The sequence below is a fragment of the Flavobacterium branchiophilum NBRC 15030 = ATCC 35035 genome, from assembly GCF_002217205.1.
Lineage (GTDB): Bacteria > Bacteroidota > Bacteroidia > Flavobacteriales > Flavobacteriaceae > Flavobacterium > Flavobacterium branchiophilum.
Genome location: NZ_MUGT01000099.1, coordinates 1 through 2,860, shown reverse-complemented (window position 1 = coordinate 2,860; position 2,860 = coordinate 1). Strand labels below are relative to the sequence as shown.

At 35.7% G+C, this 2,860-nt stretch carries 2 protein-coding genes and 1 pseudogene; all 3 read left to right on the top strand.

What is annotated here, in order from left to right; genetic code table 11:
• Positions 1-1,122 (top strand): RHS repeat-associated core domain-containing protein (locus B0A58_RS16835; RefSeq protein WP_317047322.1); only part of this gene is annotated, 1,122 nt, incomplete at its 5' end.
• Between the two features lie 9 nt (positions 1,123-1,131).
• Positions 1,132-1,695, top strand: a complete 564-nt coding sequence (locus B0A58_RS11360) for a hypothetical protein (protein WP_089081155.1) — start codon at positions 1,132-1,134, stop codon at positions 1,693-1,695.
• Between the two features lie 373 nt (positions 1,696-2,068).
• A pseudogene (locus tag B0A58_RS11355) lies at positions 2,069-2,860 on the top strand (type IV secretion protein Rhs); the annotation flags it as partial.

Here is a 2,860-nt window from a genome sequence, read left to right as displayed (position 1 = left end):
TTAACTGAAAGTAGTTTGTACAATTATGTGTTTAATTACACAGACCATTTGGGGAATATCAGGATGAGTTACACGCAAACTCCCACGGGAGCCTTGTCGATTTTGGAAGAAAACCACTACTACCCTTTTGGGCTCAAACACACCAACTACAACTCCGACAAGCGGTTGTATGTGCGTGAAAGTGTTGCCTCCAAAATAAAACCTGTAACGCCTTTGTTTCCTTTGGTTTATAATTATAAGTACAATGGGAAAGAGTGGCAGGATGAGCTGGGGTTGAATGTTTATGATTTAGGAGCTCGTATGTATATGGCTGACATAGGAAAATTTGCAGTTGTTGATCCAATGGCAGATTTTGTAAATTATCAATCGCCTTATATCATTAGTGATAATAATCCAGTGTTGAATGTTGATGAATATGGATTAGGTATTTTAAACGTCATTGGAAACCTATTCAAAAGGTTAGTTGGTGCTATTGGAAGCATCGGTAATGATTGTAGTTGTAATAAATACACTCAAGAATCTGTTGGTCGTGCTTGGAGTAGAGCTGATTTTCCAATTTTATATAAAAAAATAAATGATTTATTTAATGGTAATGGCAAGAGTAAACCAACTCCTATTTCAACTGTAGAAGAAGAAAGACAACCAGTTATTGGTATAAACTTAGACCCAATTGGAATAAAAGTGAATGATAATTTTAATATTCAAGCACCTGAAATTAATATTCCAAAATCACGTTTTTCATCAATTGTAGATGATGATCCTTTAAAATTAAAACAAGGGCATACTATAAATATTAATATTGCTTTTGAATCATTTTCTCCAAAAATAGATTACGCCTCTTCGAATAAGACTTTAAATGACCTTTTAAAAACCTTGAAAGAATATCCTCAAATTATGCTGTTAATTCAAGGTAATGTTAGAAATAGTAATTATCCAAATTTAAAAGAAAATACTATGATTCAAATTGATGGTACAAATGGATCTGTTGGAGATTTGCAATTACTAAGAGCTAAAGCAATAAAGAAGTTCTTAGTAAATAGAGGTATAGATCCTGAAAGACTTTCAGTTGGAAAAGGTGTTATAAGTAATAATACTAGAAGTGCAACTCTTCAAGGTAAATAATTTTATAATATGAAAAAGAGACTAATTCTATTTGGGTTTATATTATTTTTTTGTACCTCAATCGTAAAGTATAACAACTCTGAAAATCAGGAAGATGATAAAATTCTTTGGTCTAGCAAAAGAAAATTGATTTGGGATGATTTTAAAGGTGCTGTACCTGATACAATTGAACCATTTTTAGCAGCAATTACAGGCTATACAATTAAACTTCATTATGAATGTTTAGATAATATAGTGTTAAATTATAAAATCGAAAATTATTTTATCAAAAGTAAATCTTGGACTATCACTACGGATACTCAAACTTTGGCACACGAACAACTCCATTTTGATATTGCTGAATTATATGCACGGAAAATTAGAAAATCATTTGACAGTTTAAGACTTAGAAAAAACAATAATGTAGATATCTACAATAAAATTTATCATTCTATCATATCAAAATGTGAGAATTATCAAGATTTATATGACAAGAAAGTTATAGGTAACAATAAAAACCAGCAACAATGGATAAAGAAAATTGGAGCTGAATTGGCAAGATTAAAAAGATATGAATATAACCCAAATGAATAATATTTTTGTAAACCAAAAACCCGAGCAATTGCTTGGGTTTTTTATTTAACTGAATAATCTTATGATACTGTTCTAAAAACATCTCTAACATACTCCGAAAGCTGCAACCTAGCCCCGACAGTAGCGGCATCCTTTTTGTTTTTTCTTTAAAAACAAAAAGATACAGCGTATGGCGGGAACTGCCCCAGCGTGAAAATGCCAAATGTGGCGGCTTCTTGTAAGTGGGAAGTTAGAGGTTAGAGGTTAGAAATTAGAGATTAGAAATTAGAAGTTAGAAATTAGAAGTTAGAAATTAGAAGTTAGAGGTTAGAAGTATGAAGTAAGATGGGTTTACCTTTGTCAAATTTTGAAAATTTGACAAAGGTTTTTTTTCGTGTGGTATAGCAACGTAGTGGCACCTACGGGTTTCAAAATTTTGTCGGTGAATTATTATGACGATTACAATTTTCCGAATGGGCCAACGGTTTTTGGTACGGCTTATTACAACAACAGCCTAAAACCCAAGGGGTTGGCCACGGGGGCATGGGTGCGGGTGTGCCAAGGGGCAACCGACACGAAGGGCGAAACGAGTTATACGCTGTATGATTACAAAGCCCGAGCAATTCAAACCAAAACGGTGCATTACTTGGGGGGCTACACGCAAACGGACAGCAATTTGGACTTTGTGGGCAAGCCAATCAGTACCGAAACCCGCCACAAACGTACGGCTACAGACGCAGAAATACGTGTAAATGAAGTATTTACATACTCGGCACAAGACCGCTTGCTGACGCACACCCACCAAATAAACGGGGGGGCTGTGCAGCTATTGGCCAACAACTCGTATGACGAATTGGGCCAACTAACGGCTAAAAAAGTGGGGGGTGCTGCTACTGGCACTGGCTTACAAAACGTGAACTATTCGTACAACATTAGGGGATGGCTCACGGGCATCAACGACATCAATAGCTTGAGCAAAGCGGGCGATCCGATGGATTTGTTTAGTTTTAGAATCAATTACCAAAAACCCGAGACAGCAACGCCTTTGTTTAACGGCAATATTTCGGAAACTTTTTGGCGGACTTCATCGGACAATGTATTGAGAAAATACAGCTATTCTTATGATCATTTGAATAGGTTGCTGGAGGCGGTGTATGAAAAGCCTGTTGGGCCTATGGCGGTTACA

Bases quoted from the DNA above. Each gene is read 5' to 3' on its own strand.
- B0A58_RS11360 (WP_089081155.1), top strand. From the start codon at position 1,132: ATGAAAAAGAGACTAATTCTATTTGGGTTTATATTATTTTTTTGTACC.